Raw genomic sequence first — 21151 nt, forward strand, 5'->3', positions numbered from 1 at the left:
AACCGCCTCGTCGGGATCCTGCACGGCTGCCTGAAAACCGGCACCCTCTACGACGAAGCCACCGCCTGGACAAACCAGCACGAACCCATCACCACTTGACACCCCTAACTCCAGGGATGTCTTTGAGGAACACAGAACGCGGCCGCCGACGGATCCTTCGGGATCGGTCGGCGGCCGCGGTTCGTTCTGGTTCGTTCTTTTTCAGATCAGGTACTCAGATCAGGTACCGGGTGAGGGGAGGGCGCGATCGGGTGGGGCGCGATCGGCGCGCTGGTTCGTTCCGCTAGCGGGTCTGGCCCTCCGAACGCGCCGCTTGGCGCTCCCTGGTCCGCTTGAACAGCCCCGATACACACAGGCCGCCGACGGCGGCGGCGATGAATCCGTTGAGGACCGTTCCGAGTGACGTCATCCATGACTCCCAGGTAAAGCGCGACCGGCTTCCCCCCGTGATCACGGAATCTATTACCTCGGAGGTCATCGCGCCAGATGTCACAGCACTGCGATGATCGATCTCGTCAGCGAATACGACAGCTTGAGGAGTCGGTGAGATGGTCGCCTACGCACTGGCGCACGTGCGGTCCGTGGAATTCTGCGCGGACATCGTGGAGTACCTGGAGAAGATCGACGCGACGATGGATCCGTTCGGGGGCCGGTTTCTCTTCCACGGGGGCAAGAAGGACATCGTCGAGGGTGCGTGGATCGGGGACGTCATCCTCATAGAGTTCCCCGACCCGGACGCGGTGCGGGCGTGGTGGGAGTCGCCGGAGTACCAGGCCATCAAGCACCTGCGCACCGACCACATGGAGGCCGACATCATCCTGTTCGAGGGGCTGCCGGAGGGATACCGGGCCACGGACAGCCTGGAGAAGCTGCCCGCTAGCTGAGCAGTCCCCGTTTGTAGGCCTCGGCCACGGCCGCCGCGCGGTCCCGGACGCCGAGTTTGGCGTAGACGTGCAGCAGGTGGGTCTTGACCGTGGCCTCGCTGATGAAGAGTGCGCGGGCGGCCTCCCGGTTGGTGGTGCCGGCCGCGATGAGCTTCAGGACGTCGAGTTCGCGATCGGTGAGCCCTTCGGCGGGCGCCGGAGCCGGAGCCTGGAGCCGGGTCATCAGGCGCTGGGCCACGGAGGGGGAGAGCACCGCCTGTCCCTCGTTCGCCGCGTACACCGCCCTGATGAGCTCGTCGCGCGGAGCGTCCTTCAAGAGATAGCCGGTGGCGCCCGCCTCGATGGCGGGCAGGACATCGGACTCCGTGTCGTAGGTCGTCAGGACCAGGACGCGGGCGGCGGGGACCTCGCTCCGCAGCCGTTTGATCGCCTCGACCCCGCCGAGCCGGGGCATGCGCAGGTCCATCAGGACCACGTCCGGAACGAGTTCCGCCGCGCACCGCAACGCTTCCAGGCCGTCGGATGCCTCGCCCACGACCTGGAAACCGAACTCGCCGTCGAAGACGCCGCGCAGGCCGTCGCGGACGATGGGATGGTCGTCCACGATCAGGAGGCGGATGGGTGGCTGCATCCGATCATCATCCTCCGGCCGGGGTGGGCAGGGGTACCGCGGCGCTGATCGCGGTGCCGTCGCCGGGTTCGCTCTCGACGGTGAGGGTGCCGCCGATCTGGGTGAGGCGGGTCCGCATCGCCGCGAGGCCGTATCCGGTGCCGTTGGCGGAGGCCGGGCCGGTGCCGGTGCCGGTACCGGTGCCGGTACCGAGGGCGGCGGTGGCGGCGGAGACGACGGAGACGGTGGCCGCGTCGAAACCCTTGCCGTCGTCGACGATGTCCAGCACCACGACGTCGCTGGTGTAGGAGAGCGTGACGCCGACGCGCTCCGCCTCGCTGTACTTGCCGGCGTTGGCGAGCGCCTCCTGCGCGGCGCGGAACAGCACGACCTCGATCGCCGGCGGCAGCGCTACGGCGTCCCCGCTGATCTCGACCCGGGCGTCGATGCCCGAGGTGCGCGACCAGGTGGCGGCCAGCTCGCCGAGCGCCTCCGGGAGCTGGGCCGCGACCAGCGGCCCGGGACGCAGCGCCTGCACCGAGCGGCGGGCCTCGGCCAGCGAGTCCCGCGCCAGATCGCGGGCCACGGCGACAGCGCGCTGTCGCTTGTCGGGATCGGCGTCGAAGCGCTCGGCGACCTCCAGGTGGCGGACGATGCCGGTGAGTCCCTGGGCGATGGTGTCGTGGATCTCGCCCGCCAGGCGCTGGCGCTCGTCCAGGATTCCGGCCTCGCGGGCCTGGGCGACCAGCTGGGCGTGCAGGCCGGCGTTCTCCTCCAGCATCTCGCGCAAGCGCTCGTTGGCGTCGGCGAGCTGGCGGCGATGTTCGAGTTCTGCGACACCGGACAGGGTCATGGACCCGGCGATCAGCAGGTTGATCGCGACCAGCCCGGTGTAGATGTAGACGCCCGTGCCGTGGATAGACTGGATGCCGCCCATCTGCGTTGTGGCCATCACGGCGGCGGTGGCGGCGATGCCGATCAGCTTGGTGCGGCCGGGCAGGACCACGGCGTGCAGGTAGCCGGTGAAGCCGAAGAAGCCAAAGAGCGGGCTCTTGACGATCAGGATCGCTATCAGGGCCCAGAGGACCGTGTAGTAAAGCACGCCCCGGCGGACGGAGTACACAGACTGCTCGTGGGCCGGGGCACCCCAGGCGAGCCAGAGCGCCGCCGCGGCCGAACCCCCGAGAACCACGGCGTAGTACGCCGCGGTCCTGGGGCCGATGATCAGGGCCAGCGTCAGGGAGACCGCCAGTCCCGCGTACGGGATCCCCCGATATATCCTCGCCGAGTCCATTACTCCCACTTGAAGAATCGGGCCGCGACCAGGGAGCCGACGACCGTGTACCCGGCCAGGACCGCCAGGTGCTGCCAGGCGGCGCCGCTGCCGGACCAGGTGTCCACGATGGCACCGTACGGGACGAAGCCACTGACGCTGCGCAGCAGGTGCGGCAGCTGCTGGAGCGGGACGTAGACCCCGGCGAAGAAGAAGTTGAGGATCATCGTCGGAACACTGAACCCGGTGGCGACCCCGGCCGAGGGCGCCTTGGCGGCGATCAGCAGGCCGAGCGAGATCAGCGCGGTGGTTCCGAGGAGATACGACGCGAGCATCAGCCCGACGCCGATCGGCAAAACCGCGCCGAAGCCGACCGTGCCGATGAGCACGACCAGCAACGCGGTGCCCGCAGCGGCCGCGGTGATCACCGTGACCTGGGCGGCGAGCAACCCGGCGGCCGGGACCGGCGACACCGCCAGCCGCCGCAGCACCCCGTGCTCCCGCAGATCCGCGAACGACACCGGCAACGCGGTGAGCGCGGTGAGGACCGACGACAGCATCGCGAAGGTGGGGACGTAGACATCCAACGTCGTCCGGCCACCAAGGCTCGCGGCCGGCTTGGAGAACGACGGGATGCAGCCGAACACCACGATCAGCGCCACCGGCAGCACAACGCCGGACAGCACCACAGCCGGCTCCCGCAGCAGCAGCCGGGCTTGAGTACGCACCAGGGTGCGGAACCCGTTGCCGGTCATCCGGAACTCGGGGAGCAGGCGCGGGCGGGACCGCGGGCGCGGGCTTTCGTTGGAACCGCCAGAGCCGCCGGAATCGCTGGAGCCGCCAGAACCGCTGGAAGCGCTGGAGCCGCCGAAGTCCGCGGTGCCGCCGGAATCGCTGGAGCCGCTGGAGCCGCCGAGGTCCGCGGTGCCGCTAGAGTCGCTGGAACCCTTGGTGTCGTTGGAACCGCCGAAGCCCGCAGTGCCGCCGGAATCGCTGGAACCCTTGGTGCCGCCGGAATCGCTGGAACCTTTGGTGCCGCTGGAATCGCTGGAACCTTTGGTGTCGCTGGAGTTGCTGGAGCCGCTGGTGCGACCGAAGCTGCCGAAGCCGCCGGCCCGCGCGCCGAGAATCCGAGCAGCCATGATCAGGCCTCCTGCCTGCCGTCGGCACCGGCCCGGGCATGGCTGGTGAGCGCGATGAAGGCGTCGTCGAGGCTGGTCTGCGCGACGCGCAGCTCGCCGGCGATGATCTGGCGGCGGGCCAGATGGGCGGTGACCGCGCCGATCACCTCCGCGTCGCCGGTCACCTCCCAGTGGTCCCCGCGCCGCTCCGCGGCCGTGACCTCGGGCAGCGCCAGCAAGTCGGCCGCGTCGATCGGCTGTGAAAGGCGGAACCGCATCCGCTGGGCGCCGGCCGGACCGCGTCCGGTCAGGCCGGCCGGGGTGTCGAGGGCGGCGACCCGGCCGCGGTCGATGACCGCGAGGCGGTCGCAGAGGCGCTCGGCCTCCTCCATGAAGTGGGTGACCAGCAGCACCGTCACCCCGGCGTCGCGGACCTTGCGGACCATGTCCCAGGCCGTGCGGCGGGCCTGCGGGTCCAGGCCGGTGGTGAGCTCGTCCAGGACCACCACGCGCGGGTTGCCGACCATCGCCAGCGCGACGGCCAGGCGCTGCCGCTGGCCGCCGGACAGCTTGCCGAAGCGGGCCTCGGCCTTGTCCGCCAGGCCCCACAGCTCCAGCAGCTCGCCGACGTCGGCCGGCGCGCGGTAGAAGGACGCGTACAGCTCCAGCGCCTCCCGGACCCGGATCCGGGCCGGCAGCCGGCTCTCCTGGAGCTGGACCCCGAGCAGCTGGCGCACGTCCTCGCGGTCCAGCCGCGGATCCAGTCCCAGCACCCGGACCCGGCCGCCGTCCGGCGTCCGCAGTCCGCTGACACACTCCACGGTGGTGGTCTTCCCGGCCCCGTTCGGGCCCAGGATCCCGAAGATCTCGCCCTCGGCGACGTCGAAGGAGACGTCGGCGACGGCGGTGGTCCCGGCGTAGGTCTTGCGGAGGTGGGCGACCTCGATCGCTGGCATCGGCTGGCTCCCGGTGGCTTCGTCCGGCTCGCTGCCGGCCACTCAAGAGTCGCGCCGCGGGCCCGGCCGCCGGATCGACCGGCGGGCTCGTCCGCGGCGCCGATGCGGTGGAGGGCGGGCATCCACCGATCGGTGGATGCCGGGTCCGCCCCGGCGCGCCGTCAGGGGCTGTGGTACTGGTTCTGCGCGTCGACCAGGCCGCGCCGGATCAGGTCCTCGACGGCGTCAGCCGCCCGGTCCACGTGATAGTCCAGGTCCTTCTTCTCCACCGAGGAGAAGTCCTTCAGGACGAAGTCGGCGGGGTCCTGGCGGCCCGGCGGTCGGCCCACGCCGAACCGCACCCGGTGGTAGTCCTTCGTGCCCAGCGCGGAGGTGATGGACCGCAGGCCGTTGTGGCCGTTGTCGCCGCCGCCGAGCTTCAGCCGCAGCACGCCGTAGTCGATGTCGAGCTCGTCGTGCACCGCGATGATCTGGGCCGGCTCGATCTTGTAGAAGTCGCGCAGCGCCTTCACCGGGCCGCCGGAGAGGTTCATGAACGTCTTCGGCTTGGCGAGCACCAGGCGCGGGCCGCCGATGCCCAGGCGGCCCTCCACGACGTCGGCGCGCGCCTTGTGGGTCTTGAACTTCCCGCCGAGGCGGGAGGCCAGCAGCTCCACGACCATGAAGCCGGCGTTGTGCCGGTTGCCGGCGTAGCCGGGGCCGGGATTGCCGAGGCCCGCGATCAACCAGAGCTGATCGCGGGCCTCGGGGGTGGTCATGCCGACCAGGATAGCCGGTGCGGCGGGTGCTACTCGGCCGACTCCGCGGACGCCTCGTCGGCACCCTCGCCCTCGGCCTGCTCCTCGCCCTCGGCCGCCTCGGCCGACTCCTCGGCCAGCTCGGCGCGGGTGACGACGACCTGCAGGACCAGCAGGTCCGCGTCGGTCACCAGCTCCGAGCCCTTCGGCAGCTCCAGGTCGCGGACGAACAGCTGGAAGCCCTCTTCCTTGCGGTCCACGTCGACCTCGATGCCGGTCGGGATGTGGGTGGCCTCGGCCGTCACCGACAGGTTGTTCAGCGACTGGTCCAGGACCGCGCCGCCGACGACCTCGCCGGTCACGGTGATCGGGATGTCCACGGTGACCTTCTCGCCGCGGCGGACCAGCACCAGGTCGACGTGCTCCAGGGTGCGCTTCACCGGGTCCTTCTGGACCTGCTTGGGCAGCGTGAGCTGGGTCTTGCCGTCGCCGAAGTCCAGGTTCAGCAGGACGTTCGGGGTCCGCAGCGCGATCATCAGGTCGTGGCCCGGCAGGGTCACGTGGCGCACGGACTCGCCGTGGCCGTAGACGACCGCGGGGACCTTGCCGGCGGCGCGGACGCGGCGGGCGAAGCCCTTGCCGAACTCGGTGCGCACTTCAGCGCTTATGCGGATCTCGGACATGTTCGTTCTCCTTGTTTCGTCGATAACGGCGCCGGGACGACCATCCCGACACCCTCGCCGGACAAAGGTCCAGCTTATCCCGCGCAAGACAGTGCTCCGGACCACGGCGGTCCGGAGTACTGCCTCGCCGGGAAAGGCTTGCGCGGCTCAGCGCTTGTGGCGGCTCAGTGTTTGTGCCGGCTCAGTGCTTGTGGTCGTCGAACATCGACGTGACCGAGCCGTCCTCGAAGACCTCGCGGATCGCCCGCGCCAGCATCGGCGCGATCGACAGCACGGTCATCTTGTCGAACCGCTTCTCGTCCGGGATCGGCAGCGTGTTGGTGAAGATCACCTCGCTGATCCGGGAGTTCTTCAGGCGGTCGGTGGCCGGGTCGGACAGCACCGCGTGGGTGGCCGCGATGATCACCTCGGCGGCGCCGTTCTCGAACAGCGCCTCGGCGGCCGCGCAGATGGTGCCCGCGGTGTCGACCATGTCGTCGACCAGCACACAGGTCCGGCCGCGCACCTCGCCGACGATCTCGTGCACCGACACGGTGTTCGGGATGTTCGGGTCCCGGCGCTTGTGCACGATCGCCAGCGGCGTGTCCAGGCGGTCGGTCCAGCGGTCGGCGGTGCGCACCCGGCCGGCGTCCGGGGACACCACGGTCAGCTTCGAGGTGTCGTACTTGCCCCGGATGTAGTCCACCAGCAGCGGCAGCGCGAACAGGTGGTCCACCGGGCCGTCGAAGTAGCCCTGGATCTGGTCGGTGTGCAGGTCCACCGCCATCAGCCGGTCGGTGCCGGCGGTGGCGAAGAAGTCCGCCATCAGCCGGGCCGAGATCGGCTCGCGGCCCTTGTGCTTCTTGTCCTGTCGGGCATAGCCGTAGAACGGGGTGATGACGGTGATCCGCTTGGCGGAGGCGCGCTTGAGCGCGTCCACCATGATCAGCTGCTCCATGATGGAGTGGTTGATCGGCGCGGAGTGGGACTGGATCACGAAGGCGTCGCTGCCGCGCACCGACTCTTCGAACCGGGTGTAGATCTCGCCGTTGGCGAAGTCGTGCGCCTTGGTGGGAGCGATCTCGACCCCCAGCTCGTCGGCGACTTCCTGGGCCAGCTCGGGGTAGGCGCGGCCGGTGAAAAGCATGAGCTTCTTCTCACCGGTGGTCTTGAGGCCGGTCACGGTGGGTTCTCCTAGGAGACGAGGGGCCGTAGCAATCTCATACTCTCAGACGCAACGGGCTGTTCAGACCGCGTCCCCCGGCGCGCCAGACTCGCTACCTGTGGCGTTCGTCTCATGACCGGAATCCGCGACGGCCTCCGGCGCCCCCGGCGCGGCGCCCTCCCCGGCCCGGTCGCGGGCCCGCTCGGCGGCCAGCGCGGCCGGCGAGCCGGGCCGCTTGCGGGCCACGTAGCCGGCGATGTTGCGCTGCTGACCGCGGGCCACGGCCAGCTCCCCGGGGCCGACCGGACGGGTGAGCGCCGAGCCGGCCGCCACGTAGGCGCCGTCGGCGACCTCGGCCGGGGCGATCAGCGTGGTGTTGGTGCCGACGAAGGCGTGGTCGCCGATGTGCGTCGGGAACTTGTTGTAACCGTCGTAGTTGGCGGTGATCACCCCGGCGCCGATGTTGGTGCCCTCGCCGATGGTGGCGTCGCCGATGTAGGCCAGATGCGGCACCTTGCTGCCGTCGCCGATCGTGGACTTCTTGATCTCCACGAAGCCGCCGGCCTTGGCCTTGCGGCCCAGCCGGGTGCCGGGGCGCAGGTAGGTGTACGGGCCGACGGAGGCCTGCGGGCCGATCTCGGCGCCGTCGGTGGTGGCGTTGGTGACCCGGGCGCCGGCCCCGACCACGGTGTCCTTCAGCGTGCAGTTCGGGCCGACGTCGGCGCCGGCCCCGATCCGGGTGGCGCCCTCCAGCTGGGTGTTGGGCCGCACCGTGGCGTCCGGCTCCAGGGTGACGTGCACGTCGATCCAGGTGGTGGCCGGGTCCACGATGGTGACGCCCTCGACCATCCAGTGCCGGGTGATCCGCTGGTTCATCAGCCGGCGCAGATCGGCCAGCTGGGCCCGGTCGTTGGCGGCCAGCACCTCGTGGTGGTCGGCGGCGACCACGGCGCCGACCGGCAGGCCGTCGCCGACGGCGATCGCCATCACGTCGGTGAGCAGCTCCTCGCCCTGGGCGTTGTCGGTGGTCAGCCGGCTCAGCGCGTCGCGCAGCAGCTTGGCGTCGAAGGCGAAGATGCCGGAGTTGACCTCGTGGATGGTGGCCTGCACCGGGGTGCAGTCCCGCTCCTCCACGATGCCGATCACCCGGCCCTCGGGGGTGCCGTCCGGCTCGCGCAGGATCCGGCCCAGGCCCGTGGGGTCCGGCACCACGGCGGTCAGGTCGGTGACCGCGTTGCCGGCCTGTTCGTGCTCGGCGATCAGGTGCCGCAGGGTGCCGGCGGTGACCATGGCGCCGTCGCCGAGCAGCACCAGCACGGTGCCGTGCGGCTCGGCGCCGGCCGCGGCCAGCGCCTCCAGCGCCAGCCGGGTGGCCTGGCCGGTGCCGTGCTGCGGGTCCTGGACGGCCAGCAGGGCCTCCGGGGCGATCGCCTGGACGTGCGGGGCCACCAGGTCGCGGCCCTTGCCCACCACCACGGCCAGCCGCTGCGGCGCCAGCTCCCGGGCGGCGGCGACGACGTGCCCGAGCATGGTGCGCCCGCACAGCTCGTGCAGCACCTTGGGGACGGCGGACTTCATCCGCTTGCCCTCGCCGGCGGCAAGGATGATGACGGTCGGAGCCAGCGGCTCGGTCATGGGGAGGACTCCTCGACGGTGGTGATCGGCTCTCCTGGCGAGGGTATCGACCGGGGTGGGGGGTTGCGAGCGACGGGGTGTGCGGCTCGCGTCACCGATGGTGCGCGGCCTGCGTGGTCTGCGCGGCTTGCGTGGTCCGAGCGGCCTGCGTGGCCCGTGCGGCCCGGCGGATCCCCGGTCCGCGCCGCCGGCTGCTCCGCCACCAGGACTCGAACCTGGACAAGCAGATCCAAAGTCTGCCGGGCTGCCAATTACCCCATGGCGGATCGTCGAGGCCAGTTTCCCACATCCGAGGGGGTGCGCGCTCCGGGCTTTCCCGGTCGCCAGGCGTCCTGGCGGTGAATGTCCGGCGGCGCGCAGCGGCCGGTCCTTGTCACCCAACCTACGGCCGCGTAAGTTGCGGACAGATCCACCTGTCCGCCCCGCCCGCAGCAGGGCTTCCCCGCAAGGCATGGTCGCAATGACAGCTACGTCCGTTCCCCCGGAATCCACCGTCGCGGTCGAACCCGCCCCGCTCCGGGGCACGCTCGGGGGCGAGAAGCAGTCCCTCAAAGAACGCGTCGCGCTGAGCTTCTTCATCGGCGTCCCCTTCGTCGCCCTGGTCGCGGCCGTGCCCGTGCTCTGGGGCTGGGGGCTGACCTGGACCGATCTGATCATCGCCGTGGTGATGTACGCGATCAGCGGCCACGGCGTCACCGTCGGCTTCCACCGGCTGTTCACCCATTCCTCGTTCCGGGCCAAGAAGGCCCTGCGGGTCGGGCTGGCGATCGCCGGCTCGCTGGCGATCCAGGGCCCGGTGATCCGCTGGGTCGCCGACCACCGCAAGCACCACCGGTACAGCGACCGCGACGGCGACCCGCACTCCCCGTGGCGCTACGGCGAGACGATCCCGGCGCTGGTCAAGGGCATGTGGCACGCCCACATCGGCTGGCTGTTCAACGTCGAGCAGACCAACCAGCAGCAGTACGCGCCGGACCTGCTCAAGGACCGGGCGATCGTCCGGGTCTCGCGCGCCTTCCCCTGGCTGGTGCTGGCCTCGCTGCTGGTCCCGGCGGCCGTCGGCGGCCTGGTGACCTGGAGCTGGCAGGGCGTGCTGACCGCGTTCTTCTGGGGCTCCCTGGTCCGGGTGGCGCTGCTGCACCACACCACCTGGTCGATCAACTCCATCTGCCACGCCGTCGGCTCCCGGCCGTTCCGCTCCCGCGACCGCTCCGGCAACGTCTGGTGGCTGGCCGTGCTGTCGATGGGCGAGTCCTGGCACAACCTGCACCACTCCGACCCGACCGCGGCCCGGCACGGCGTGCTGCGCGGCCAGATCGACAGCTCCGCGCGGATCATCTGGGTGTTCGAGAAGCTGGGCTGGGTCCGCGACGTGCGCTGGCCCACGCCGGAGCGGGTGGCCATGAAGTCGGCGTAAGGGGCGCGGCCGGGGCGGGACGCACCCGCCCCAGTCGCGTCATGTCGCGAGAAACCTGAGAGAATGCCGTGGTGACTTCCCGTAGCCCGTCCTCAGCGTCCCGCACCCGGATGAGCGGCAAGGAACGACGGGAGCAGCTGATCGAGATCGGCCGGACCCTGTTCGCCGAACGCGGCTTCGACGCCACCTCGGTGGAGGAGATCGCCACCAAGGCGGGCGTCTCCAAGCCGGTCGTCTACGAGCACTTCGGCGGCAAGGAAGGGCTCTACGCGGTCGTGGTCGACCGCGAGATGGCCAAGCTGCTCCAGATGGTGACCAGCGGGCTGACCGGCGAGCACGCCCGCGAGCTGCTGGAGCAGGCGGCCTTCGCGCTGCTGGACTACATCGAGTCCAGCACCGACGGGTTCCGCATCCTGGTCCGCGACTCGCCGGTGACCACCTCCACCGGCAACTTCGCCTCCCTGATCTCGGACATCGCCAGCCAGGTCGAGGACCTGCTCGGGGTGCACTTCAAGCGCCGCGGCTACGACCCCAAGCTGGCCCCCATGTACGCCCAGATGCTGGTCGGCATGGTCGCCCTCACCGGCCAGTGGTGGCTCGACGTCCGCAAGCCGCCGAAGGCGGAGGTGGCCGCGCACCTGGTGAACCTGGCCTGGAACGGCCTGTCCCACCTGGAGGGCCAGCCGCGGCTGATAGTGCAGGAACTGGCCGACGCCAAGGAGACCCGGGCGGCGCGGCGGAAGGCCGAGCGGGCGGAGAAGGCCGAGAAGGCCGAGGCGGCGAAGCGGTAGGAGCCGGCCCGGCTTTCGGCGCTCAACTTTCGGCTCCCAGCACTCGGCTTTCGGCTCCCGGCACTCGGCTTTCGACTCCCGGCACTCGGCTCCCAGCCGCGCAGACCGTCTCCCTACCCCTCTTTCACCAGCACTGTCGTCGCCCCCGCCGACATGTTCGCCAGCACCCGCACCGCGGTGTCGTGCAGCGTCACCGGCCCGTCGACGGCCTCGACGTCGCCGCGGCCGAGGGCTTTGCGGCGCAGGGTGTCGGACGCCGAGGCCAGCAGCGAGCGGTGGGTGTACTCGCCGCGGGTGGGGCCCTTCTTGCTGAGCGAGGAGTACAGGCGCAGCACCGGGACGTCCATGCGGTTGGAGCTGGCGGCCACCTCGCGGGCCGCGCGCATCAGGGATTCGTGGGTCTCGTGGGTCTCCAGCCACTCGTCGTACTCGTCCTCGCGGCCGCCGACGGTGATGGTGCTGATCACCGTCCTGAGTTCCAGGCCGTAGTCCTCGACCTGCTCGACGAACTCCTCGCCGACGAACAGGATGCGGGCCTCGGCCTCGTTGAGGGCGCCGATGATGTGGGCGCGGTCCAGGCGCCAGTCGATCCAGGTGCAGACCAGGCCCATGTTGGAGGCCGCGTACAGGGTCTCCAGGTGGACCGGGTGGTTGTGGGCCAGGACCGCGACGCGCTCTCCGCGCTGGAGCCGGTCGCTGCGGATGCCGGTGACCGCTTTGCGCATCCGCGAGTCGAACTCGGTCCAGCTCCACTCCTCCTCGCCGTAGGCGAGGACCGTGCCGCGCGCGTTCTCGTCGAGGTTCACGCGGACTATGTCGCCGAGCCAGTGGAACTCCACCGGATCTCGGGTTTCAGGACTCTGCGTGGCAGGCATGCCCCGATTCTGTTCCTCGCAAGCCGCGCGCGCCAGCGCTAAAAACCCGCGCGGCTTACCCGCCGAACATGCTCCGATCAGGCCAAACTCACCAAAATCTGATGCGCGTCGACGAACTGGCCCACCGCGCAGTCCACTGATGCCACCACCGCGTCGCGCCCGGCCTTCACCTGATGCTCCATCTTCATGGCCTCCATGGTGAGCAGCACCTGCCCGGTGCGGACCCGGTCCCCGGCGGCGACGGCGATCGCCACGACCGTCCCGGGCACCTCAGCCGCCCCGTCGCCGCCGGTCGCGGTGTCGGCGTCGTCCGGGAACCGGGGCGTCGGCTTCCACGCCGAGTGCCCGCCGGCGCTGTCGTCGATCCACACCACGCCGTCGTCGGCGACCCGCACCCGGCAGCGCAGCGTGACGCCGTCCACGGTGACGCGCGCCGCCTCCGGTCCGACGCCGCTAAGGGATACCTCGTACTCGCCCCCGCCGTGGATCAGGTACAGCGTGGAGCCGTCGAACCGGTAGGTCACCGGCGTCTCCGGCGCCCGCCGCACGTCCTGCCGCGTCCACGCCGCGTTCGCGCCGTCGTACGGCAGCAGCCGCCACCCGGCTGGCGCGAACGCCGTCGGCCCGCCGGCCGCGCGGCGCCGGTGCACCGACACCGCGATCGCGGCCGCCAGGTGCGCGGTGACGTCGGCCCGGTCGGCCGGCGCGGCCAGGTCCGGGTGCAGGTCCAGGAAGTCGGTCCGCGTGGCGCCGGCCAGGAAGTCCGGGTCCCGCAGGATCGCGGCCAGCTGGTCGCGGTTGGTCTTGAGCCCTTGGATCCGCATCCCGTCCAGGGCGGCGGCCAGCTTCGCGGCGGCCTCGGCGCGGGTGGCGCCGGTGGCGATCACCTTGGCCAGCATCGGGTCGTAGTAGTGGGAGACGACGCTGCCGCTGCGCACGCCGTCCTCGTAGCGGATCCCAGGCACGTCGGCGTGCTCGTACAAGGCCAGCGTCCCCGGCGAGGGGATGTACTTGCGGGCCGGGTCCTCGGCGTAGAGCCGCACCTCGATGGCGTGCGGGGCCGGGCGCCAGCCGCCGTAGACGGCCTCGCCGAGCGCCGCTTCGCGCCGCTCCTCGGTCACCGGCCGCCCCATCGCCACGTCGAACTGGAGCCGCACCAGGTCCCGGCCGGTGATCTCCTCGGTGACCGGGTGCTCGACCTGGAGCCGGGTGTTCATCTCCAGGAAGTAGAAGGACTGGTCGGTGTCGTCGAACAGGAACTCCACGGTCCCGGCGCCGACGTAGCCGAGCTCGCGCACCAGCGCGCACGCCACCTCGCCCATGTGCTGCCGGGTCTCCGGCGTCACCACCGGCGACGGCGCCTCCTCGACCACCTTCTGGTGGCGGCGCTGCACCGAGCACTCGCGCTCGCCGAAGTGCACGGCGTCGCCGTGCGTGTCGCCGAACACCTGGATCTCGACGTGCCGCGACTCGGTCAGGTACCGCTCCAGGAACACGGTCCCGTCACCGAAGGCCGCCGCCGCCTCGCGCCGGGCCCCGGTGACCGCGTCCTCCAGCCCCTCGACCGCCGCGACCAGCCGCATGCCCTTGCCGCCGCCCCCGGCCGAGGCCTTGACCAGCAACGGGAATCCGACCTTGGCGGCCGCCTCGCGCCACTCCCGCGGGTCGTCGCCGGTCAGCAGCGCGTCCGGCAGCGTCGGCACCCCGGCGGCCTTGGCGATGGCCTTCGCCTCGTGCTTGATCCCCATCTTCCGGATCGCGTCCGGCGAGGGGCCGATGAAGGTGATCCCGGCCTGCCCGCAGGCCTCGGCGAACCCGGCGTTCTCCGACAGGAACCCGTAGCCGGGGTGGATGGCGTCGGCCCCGGTCCGGCGGGCCGCGTCCAGGATCTTGGCGACGTCCAGGTACGACTCCGCGCTGCTGCTGCCGCCGAGCGCCACCGCGAGGTCGGCCTCGTGCACGTGCGGCGCGTCGGCGTCCGGCTCGGAGTACACGGCGACGGTGCGCAGCCCCATCGCCTTGGCGGTCCGGAACACCCGGCGGGCGATCTCGCCCCGGTTGGCCACGAGCACCGTGGTGAGCGGGGCGGACGGGGCGGACGACGAGGGCGAGGGGAGCGTCGGCATGGCGTCACTGTCTCACAGGTCGGACACCCGGTCGTGGAGCTGTGACCGTCGTCACGACACAGGGCGGCTACATCCGGAACGGAGCGAACGCCCGCGTCCCGCCGACCGGCGCGGAGTCGATCGCCGACAGCGCGAGCCCCAGCACCGTCCGGCTCTGCCGCGGGTCGATGACGCCGTCGTCCCACAGGCGTCCGCTGGCGTAGACGGCGTCGGACTGCGCGTCGACCATCGCCTCGACGAACTCCCGGGTCTGCGCGTCGGCGGCCTCGTCGAACGGCTGCCCGGCCTTCTCCGCCTTCTGCCGCTGCACGATCGACATCACCCCGGCCAGCTCCCGGCCGCCCATCACCGCGATCCGGTGGTTCGGCCAGGTGAACACGAACCGCGGGTCGTAGGCCCGGCCCGACATCCCGTAGTTCCCGGCGCCGTAGGAGGCCCCGACCATCAGCGTCACGTGCGGCACCGTCGAGTTGGACACCGCGTTGATCAGCTTGCTGCCGTCCTTGATGATGCCGCCGCGCTCGTACCGCGAGCCGACCATGAACCCGGTGATGTTCTGCACGAACAGCAGCGGCACGTCCCGCGCGTTGGCCAGCTGGATGAAGTGCGCGCCCTTGTTGGCCTCCTCGGAGAACAGGATGCCGTTGTTGGCCAGCACCCCGACCGGGTAGCCGTGGATCGACGCCCAGCCGCAGACCAGCGTGGAGCCGTACAGCGGCTTGAACTCCGACAGCCGCGAGCCGTCCAGCACCCGGGCCAGGATCTCCCGCACCTCCACCGGCCGGCGCAGGTCCATCGGCGCCAGCGCCAGCAGGTCCTCGGCGTCGTACAGCGGCGCGTCGGGGCTCAGCGTCGGCCCGGGACCGGCCTTGCGCCAGTGCAGGTCGGCCACGATCTGCCGCCCGATCCGGATCGCGTCCCGCTCGTCCCGCGCCAAATAGTCGGCCAGGCCCGAGACCCGCGCATGCATGTCGGCCCCGCCGAGGCTCTCGTCGTCGGTGTCCTCGTTGATCGCCATCTTCACCAGCGGCGGGCCACCGAGGTAGACGGCAGCCTGGTTCTTCACCATCACCGTGTACTCGCTCATCCCCGGCACATACGCCCCGCCGGCCGTCGAGGAGCCGAACACGATGGACAAGGTCGGGATCCCGGCAGCCGACAACCGCGAGATGCCCTTGAACGAGGCGCCTCCGGGCACGAAGATGTCCGCCTGCCTCGGCAGGTCCGCACCGGCCGACTCGGTGAGCGAGATCAGCGGCAGCCGGTTCCGCTCGGCGATCTCCAGCATCCGCAGCTGCTTCGCCACCCCGGAGGGCCCGACAGCGCCGCCCTTCACCGTCGGATCGTTGGCGCCGATCATGCACTCGACACCCGAAACGGTGCCGATGCCCGAAACACCCCCGACGTGCTCCGCCGGATCATGGGCCCCGGCCAGCGGCGCCAGCTCCAGGAACGGCGAGTCCTCGTCGAGGAGCAGGTCGAGGCGCTCCCGGGCCAGTAGCTTGCCGCGGGCACGGTGCCGTTCGGCGTACTTCTCACCCCCGCCGGCCAGCACCTTGCGCTGGAGCTCGGTGATCCGCTCCAGGGCGGCCAGCACCGCCTCGCGGTCGGCACGAGCCGCGTCGGAGGCGGTGTCGAGCTGGGAGCGGAGCACGGGCATGACGGCCTCCGGGAGTCGGTACTACTGCCCGGTAACGTAAACCGCCGCGCGCGGCACCGCAATCGATCACGGTGCCGCGCGCACCCGCTCAGTACTGCTTCGCGACGCCCCTCACAGTCGCCACGACGCTGTTGAACACACCCGGCGCGACAGCGTTCGGGCCGCCGAACACGAACACGTCGTCGATGATCCCGGTCCGCTCCGCCAACGCCCCGATCATCGGGGACGACGCCTCCTGCGGATCCGTGAGCAGCAGCGGCCCCCCGATCGAAGCCATGAACGCGCCACCGGTCAGCGCGTCGGGGAAGGCCATGCCGGTGGCGACGCCGACCGGCGCCTTGTCGTCCGCGATCTTGAAGACGTCCGCGACCTTGCGCGCGGTCGCGAAGCGGTCGTTCCCAGACAGCTGACCGCTGTTGCGGTTGGCAGAGGTGCCATCGAACCCGGGCACCGTGGTCAACGCCTGCGCCGCACCACCGCCGACCGCGATAACGGACAACCCATGCGCGGCCACGAAACGCTTGTGCAGATAGTCCTTGGTGTTGGCATCAACAACTTTGCCATCAGTCAGCAGAATGGCGGCCGGAACATAGTTAGCCCCGGCACCTGTACCGAACACATCAGCAGCCAGCGGACCAGCGGTCAACGCGTCCGCGAAGTCATCACCCCGCGCCACCACGGTATCCGCCGGGTCGCCCATCGCATGCGCGATCGCCAACGCGGTGCCGTAGCGATCGGCACCGAAGATGCGCTGCACGTGATAGCCCAACCCGGTCAGCGCGTTGGCCACGGCCGGGCTCAGAGCCGCAGTACCGCCGAGCACATACACGGTGTGCTTGCCATCCGCCGGCAGGATCCGCTTGATCTCGTCCCGCACCTCACCGGTCAACTGGTTGGGCTCGGTAAGAAGCATCGCGCCGTTCTTGTAGACCGAGAACGGCACCCCGGCCAACGCGTCAGCAAAGCCTCCCCCGGTAGCCAGCACCACGCTGTCCGGATGCAACTGCGCCGGCACGGTCGTGTCGGCCACATCCGCCCACCGCTGCCGCGAGACATGCACCCCGGTGTCATACCGATCGCTGCCGGACACCCGGGCCACCACCGTGGGCCCCTTCGGCGGCGCAGCCACCGTGACCCGAACCGTCGCGCTCTTGGGATCACCCTGACCGAGCTTGTCGTCCACGGTCAGCTGAACGTTGTAGGTGTCCGCGCTGGCGTACGTGTACGAGACCCGGCCATCCGCAGGCAACGTCGCCTTCGTGAACGTCTGCGAATGCCCATCGCCCCAATCGACCGTGTACTGCGCCTTCGCCGGATCAGCATGCGGGTCCAGCACAACGTGCGACAGATCCGCCACCACACTCAGCGGCTTCACATCCGGCGCGACAGTGAACTGCAGCAGATTCGGCGGCAGGTAAGGAGCACCCGCGCCGACGTTCACAACCTGCGGCGCCGTCGCCAGCACCGCACCAGCACTATCGGTCACAGTGACCGACACCGGATACGCACCAGCAGCGGTATACGTACACGTGGCCTTGGCAGGCGCAACCACCAGCGGAGTGACGCCACCACAGTTGAACTCGTACTTGGTGATCGATCCACCAACAGCCGCAGTAGTGGACGCCGACGCATCCAACGTGACCGTCAACGGCGACAACGGCGAAGCCGAACCAGACAGGGGCGCAACGCTGAGCTTCGGATCCACAGTCGTGACCGAAACCGGAACCGCCACCCAAGGACTCTGATTCACACCATCGGACGTCGCGATCCACACCCCACCCGGCACAGCCGCAAAAGCATGCTGGAACGTGGCGGCACCAGCACTACCCGAGACATCGATGGTGGCCTTATTACCGTCGCCATAGTCCACCAGCAGCTGCCACTTCGAACTGCCCGCCGCGACATGAGACCCACTGGCCGTAAAAGTGACCTGCTCACCCACCGGCACCGGACTCCGGTCCACCGACACCGTCGACCCACCCGGCGCCGCCGCACCCGCACCGTAGTCGACCAGCGTCGAACTGGCCCAACTGTTGGCGCCGTCAGTAAAAGTAAGCGTCACCCTCCACGTACCATCCGCCCCACCCGGAGTCGGAAACACCAGCGGATCACCCGCCTGAACACTGTTGCCAGACCCCTGCTTCAGATTCACGCTCGGCGTCCCCGCCGTCAGATCCTGCACATCCAGCGACCAACTGGCGGTCCCCGGAACACTCGGATCAACACAAGCAACCGCACACCCCGGACCCGAGTACCCGACCGAGTACCCACCAGCAACCTTCACAACATCCGGCGTGAAAGACAGCACCGCGGCATCAGCCACCTGCACCGACACCCTTACCGGACCAACCCCGGCAACCGCCGGCGAAGCCACAGCGGTGATAGCGGACGCGGCGATCGCAGCCAACGCAAGCCGAAACCTGGGCACGGCAGGCCTCCCACGGTAAACGTTAAGGACGAGGAAGCGCTCAGGCTACTGAGGCACTCCCTCGTCCACACACGCGTATAGCTGAACTCTTGACTACATCTCCTTCAGCAAGCCCCCATCCACCACGAAATCGGACCCGTTGGTACTCCCCGAACGCGGCGAAGCCAGCAGCACCACGGCATCCGCAATCTCCTGCGGCTCCACAAACCGCCCGGTGCTCAGCCGCAGCATCCCCGGCAACGTCTCATCGAGCAACGTGTCCCGATCCACCCCCATAGCCCCCGCGAACATATCCGCGACACCACCCTCATCCGTCCACCAGTTAGTACGCACCACCCCCGGCGACACGGTGTTGACCCGCACCCCCCGCGGCCCGAACTCCTCAGCCAGCCCCTTGGCCACATGGCTCAGAGCAGCCTTGGCAGCGGCGTACTCATAGTTGTTGGTAGCAGGCTGCCGAGCCAACGCCGACGAGACATTGACGACCGACCCACCCCGCTCCATCAGGTAAGGCAGCGCCACCCGAGTCAACCGAAGCACCGCGAACAGATTGAACTCAAAAATCGTCCGCCACTCCCGATCCCCACCATCCAGGAACGCCCCCCTCGGCAACACCACCCCACCCGCCGGCCCCCCGGCATTGTTCACCAGCACATCCAACCCCCCAAACGCCCCAACAGCCCGCGCCACCACCTCCTCCGCAAACCCCTCCTCCATCAAATCCCCAGCAACATGCACCAAATTCGGCCCCTCCAACGCCCCCAACCCCTCCGACCCACCCCGCGACACCGCAACCACAAAAGCACCCTCCTCAACAAGCGTCCTGACAACCGCCAACCCGATGCCCTTCGAACCCCCGGTGACAACCGCAACACGGCCCTTCAACTGCAAATCCACGAGAACTCCTCACGCCGACCCGAATGATTGAAAGATCAACCACCACGATCCTGCGCCCTCCCCCACCCCCACGCTGGCGACAATCGGACCACGCATCCCACCCACGCCAGACCCGTTACACCCCACGCCGCCCACGACCACGGCGGCCACGGCAGCGACGCTGTCCACGGCAACCATGACGACCACAGCATCCACACCGCCCACGGCCACCATGACGGCCACGGCAACCATGACCGCCATGACGACCACGGCAGCCAGGGCAGCCCCAAGCCCCGGACCGCCCCGGACCTCAACCATCAACCGCCCCAGCCCCAAAGCGGCAGCCACACCGGGCCCAAAGCGGCAGCCACCTCGGAACCCATACCGGCAACCATCTCGGACCCGAACCGGCAGCCACACCCCCACCCCATCACCCACCGCCCCCGAGTCCTTCAGACCCCTGCCTGGGTTTTCGGTTCGTTCCCCTCGGTCACGTCGGCAGGGCTTTGCCTACAGTGCCGCCGACCGGGTGTCCAGTCCATGCATCGACAACAGCAAGGCAAGACCTCAAACGCAACGGCATGGACTTGACATCCGGGCGGCGGCGCTGTACCCGTAGGGCTGCCGACGGGACCGAGGGGAACGAACCCCCACCTCACAAACCGCCAGCGCAGGGACTGACCAGACCCCCCTATGGAGCCGGCGCCAGTTCCCCGAGGGATCCGAGGCCCCCGCTGGAAGCGCCTGCTTTACCCAGCTTTTGACTTTCAGCTTTTGACTTTCACCCAATACTCCACTCCTGCCCAAAAAATCCCCCAACAGCATCCTGAATCCCCACATCCCCATCACCCCCCAAAGACCCAGTGAGCTGCAACCCACTGGACACCGACGTGAACAGATACCCACCACCACTCTGCGGCGTCACATACCAGTGCTGACTATCCCTCCCCGAGCAATCCCGCTGAATGACCCTGGCCCCAGCACCTGGACCGCTCGACGCTCCATCCACATCCACACCCACATCCACACAAAGCCCCGACACCCCATTGACAAGTGCATAAGAGCCATCATCCTGCCGCACAAAACCCCACTCCTGCCCACCCCCCACACCCCCCGTCACCGCCGTAAGCACAAGCGCAGCACCATCAACACCAGACCCCCCAAAAGGCGCAAGAACCCGCCCCTGAAAACCAATAACATGACTCCCACTCAACACCAACCCACCATCACCCCGAGCCAGCAAAACATACCCATCCTGATCAGCAACATCCCGATACCCACGCACCCGATACCAGTTCAACCTATTCCTCTCAACCTCAAACGACAACGGCCACCGAACAGCAGGCGGCGTCCACGCATCAACAACAATCCACTGCGGAAACCGCCGACCAGGCTCCCAACCAAACAACCCAACCGTCGCACGATTAGTAAGCTGAGGCGCCAAATGAGACGAAGCCTGCACCGTCGCACCATCAGGAATGAGATTCATCAGCCGACGAGCAACAGCAAGCCTCGGCTCATCGTGCCACGTCCCCGACTGCACCAACTGCCAGAACGGAAACTGCGGCACCATCAACGCACAAACCCCAGCAGCACTGGCAACGTACCCGCGCACGCTACCCGCCTGATCACGCCGCGCCGCAAGAGCCTCGATAAACGCAGCAAAAACAACGGGCATAAGCACCAACGAATAATGATAACCAGTGCCCCAAAGAACCTGCCTCGCCGCAGCAAACCGCCACACCAACGTCGGCAGCGCCACCCAAACCAGCGATGACCGCAACGCAAGAAACGCAGTCGGCGCCAACACCATCACCAGCGTCGTAGCCTTCACCTCCGGCGTGATCAAACCGATCGTGCCTTTGTACAGCACGCCCCCCAAACCCCCAACACCCCCGCCACTCCCCACGCCCCCCAAACCCCCACCCCCACCCC

At 69.4% G+C, this 21151-nt stretch carries 19 protein-coding genes and 1 tRNA gene; 3 read left to right on the forward strand and 17 right to left on the reverse strand.

Annotated elements, in window-relative coordinates:
• Window positions 1-283 precede the first annotated feature (283 nt).
• Complete coding sequence (locus tag ABD481_RS45285) at window positions 284-409, reverse strand: hypothetical protein (RefSeq protein ID WP_344672136.1); 126 nt, start codon at window positions 407-409, stop codon at window positions 284-286.
• A 139-nt stretch (window positions 410-548) separates the two neighbouring features.
• On the opposite strand from ABD481_RS45285, the gene ABD481_RS45290 reads away from it, so the two are divergent.
• Entirely contained in the window at window positions 549-884 is a 336-nt protein-coding gene (locus tag ABD481_RS45290) for a DUF1330 domain-containing protein (RefSeq protein ID WP_344672137.1), read from the forward strand.
• Here ABD481_RS45290 and ABD481_RS45295 read toward each other — a convergent pair.
• From ABD481_RS45295 to ABD481_RS45335, 9 genes are all read right to left on the reverse strand, one after another.
• The gene (locus ABD481_RS45295; RefSeq protein WP_344672138.1) at window positions 877-1515 is read right to left on the reverse strand and encodes a response regulator; all 639 of its coding nucleotides are present in this window, start codon (window positions 1513-1515) and stop codon (window positions 877-879) included. The genes ABD481_RS45290 and ABD481_RS45295 overlap by 8 nt on opposite strands.
• Window positions 1516-1522: 7 nt before the next feature.
• On the reverse strand, window positions 1523-2788 hold the full coding sequence (locus tag ABD481_RS45300; RefSeq protein ID WP_344672139.1) for a sensor histidine kinase: 1266 nt from the start codon (window positions 2786-2788) through the stop codon (window positions 1523-1525).
• Complete coding sequence (locus tag ABD481_RS45305) at window positions 2788-3909, reverse strand: ABC transporter permease (protein ID WP_344672140.1); 1122 nt, start codon at window positions 3907-3909, stop codon at window positions 2788-2790. The genes ABD481_RS45300 and ABD481_RS45305 overlap by 1 nt, the downstream gene beginning before the upstream one ends.
• Before the next feature lie 2 nt (window positions 3910-3911).
• On the reverse strand, window positions 3912-4844 hold the full coding sequence (locus ABD481_RS45310) for an ABC transporter ATP-binding protein (RefSeq protein ID WP_344672141.1): 933 nt from the start codon (window positions 4842-4844) through the stop codon (window positions 3912-3914).
• Between the two features lie 161 nt (window positions 4845-5005).
• Window positions 5006-5602 (reverse strand): aminoacyl-tRNA hydrolase, encoded by a 597-nt coding sequence (gene pth, locus ABD481_RS45315; protein WP_344672142.1) that lies wholly within the window; start codon window positions 5600-5602, stop codon window positions 5006-5008.
• 29 nt (window positions 5603-5631) lie between these two features.
• Window positions 5632-6264, reverse strand: a complete 633-nt coding sequence (locus tag ABD481_RS45320) for a 50S ribosomal protein L25/general stress protein Ctc (protein ID WP_344672143.1) — start codon at window positions 6262-6264, stop codon at window positions 5632-5634.
• A gap of 181 nt (window positions 6265-6445) precedes the next feature.
• On the reverse strand, window positions 6446-7426 hold the full coding sequence (locus ABD481_RS45325; RefSeq protein WP_344672144.1) for a ribose-phosphate diphosphokinase: 981 nt from the start codon (window positions 7424-7426) through the stop codon (window positions 6446-6448).
• A 63-nt stretch (window positions 7427-7489) separates the two neighbouring features.
• Window positions 7490-9043, reverse strand: coding sequence for a bifunctional UDP-N-acetylglucosamine diphosphorylase/glucosamine-1-phosphate N-acetyltransferase GlmU (gene glmU / locus ABD481_RS45330; RefSeq protein ID WP_344672145.1), 1554 nt, complete (start codon window positions 9041-9043; stop codon window positions 7490-7492).
• Between the two features lie 194 nt (window positions 9044-9237).
• Window positions 9238-9309, reverse strand: a tRNA-Gln gene (locus ABD481_RS45335).
• Between the two features lie 194 nt (window positions 9310-9503).
• Here ABD481_RS45335 and ABD481_RS45340 point away from each other — a divergent pair.
• Window positions 9504-10460 (forward strand): acyl-CoA desaturase, encoded by a 957-nt coding sequence (locus tag ABD481_RS45340; RefSeq protein WP_344672146.1) that lies wholly within the window; start codon window positions 9504-9506, stop codon window positions 10458-10460.
• 110 nt (window positions 10461-10570) lie between these two features.
• The gene (locus ABD481_RS45345) at window positions 10571-11251 is read left to right on the forward strand and encodes a TetR family transcriptional regulator (RefSeq protein ID WP_344672154.1); all 681 of its coding nucleotides are present in this window, start codon (window positions 10571-10573) and stop codon (window positions 11249-11251) included.
• A 113-nt stretch (window positions 11252-11364) separates the two neighbouring features.
• Here ABD481_RS45345 and ABD481_RS45350 read toward each other — a convergent pair whose 3' ends face one another.
• The 7 genes from ABD481_RS45350 to ABD481_RS45380 form a co-directional block, all read right to left on the reverse strand.
• On the reverse strand, window positions 11365-12126 hold the full coding sequence (locus ABD481_RS45350) for an AMP-binding protein (protein ID WP_344672147.1): 762 nt from the start codon (window positions 12124-12126) through the stop codon (window positions 11365-11367).
• A gap of 77 nt (window positions 12127-12203) precedes the next feature.
• Window positions 12204-14252, reverse strand: a complete 2049-nt coding sequence (locus ABD481_RS45355; RefSeq protein ID WP_344672148.1) for an ATP-binding protein — start codon at window positions 14250-14252, stop codon at window positions 12204-12206.
• Between the two features lie 67 nt (window positions 14253-14319).
• Window positions 14320-15912: an acyl-CoA carboxylase subunit beta gene (locus ABD481_RS45360; RefSeq protein ID WP_344672149.1), complete on the reverse strand. Its 1593-nt coding sequence runs from the start codon at window positions 15910-15912 to the stop codon at window positions 14320-14322.
• An 88-nt stretch (window positions 15913-16000) separates the two neighbouring features.
• The gene (locus tag ABD481_RS45365) at window positions 16001-18319 is read right to left on the reverse strand and encodes a cell wall-binding repeat-containing protein (protein WP_344672150.1); all 2319 of its coding nucleotides are present in this window, start codon (window positions 18317-18319) and stop codon (window positions 16001-16003) included.
• 114 nt (window positions 18320-18433) lie between these two features.
• Window positions 18434-19237 (reverse strand): SDR family NAD(P)-dependent oxidoreductase, encoded by an 804-nt coding sequence (locus ABD481_RS45370; protein WP_344672151.1) that lies wholly within the window; start codon window positions 19235-19237, stop codon window positions 18434-18436.
• Between the two features lie 9 nt (window positions 19238-19246).
• Window positions 19247-19486 (reverse strand): hypothetical protein, encoded by a 240-nt coding sequence (locus ABD481_RS45375; RefSeq protein ID WP_344672152.1) that lies wholly within the window; start codon window positions 19484-19486, stop codon window positions 19247-19249.
• Between the two features lie 511 nt (window positions 19487-19997).
• Window positions 19998-21089: a DUF2079 domain-containing protein gene (locus tag ABD481_RS45380; protein WP_344672153.1), complete on the reverse strand. Its 1092-nt coding sequence runs from the start codon at window positions 21087-21089 to the stop codon at window positions 19998-20000.
• Between the last annotated feature and the right edge of the window lie 62 nt (window positions 21090-21151).

Origin of the sequence: Catenulispora yoronensis (assembly GCF_039531695.1) — a bacterium.
GTDB lineage: Bacteria > Actinomycetota > Actinomycetes > Streptomycetales > Catenulisporaceae > Catenulispora > Catenulispora yoronensis.